The sequence below is a fragment of the Streptomyces bicolor genome (genome assembly GCF_000719285.1).
GTDB classification, from domain to species: Bacteria; Actinomycetota; Actinomycetes; order Streptomycetales; family Streptomycetaceae; genus Streptomyces; species Streptomyces bicolor.
In genome coordinates this window covers 1-208 of record NZ_JOFS01000170.1, presented here as the reverse complement: position 1 = coordinate 208, position 208 = coordinate 1, and the positions used below count along the sequence as shown (strand labels likewise).

Here is a 208-nt window from a genome sequence, read left to right as displayed (position 1 = left end):
CATCCCGTCCACGACCAGCTCGAGGACGTCGCGGTGGGTGACCGCCACACCCTTCGGGCGGCCCGTCGAACCCGAGGTGTACATCACGTACGCCAGCTGATCCGGCCGGCACTCCACGCCCGGGTCGGTGGCCGGCAGCGAGGCGAGCGTCTCGTCCTCGTCCACCACCACCAGCACGGGAGCGTCCGGCAGGCCGCGGCCACGCATC

1 protein-coding gene is annotated in these 208 nt (G+C 72.6%); it reads right to left on the bottom strand.

The window, feature by feature from the left end:
* The coding region (locus IF78_RS44785) for an AMP-binding protein (protein ID WP_037643170.1) at window positions 1-208 on the bottom strand (208 nt) is incomplete at both ends.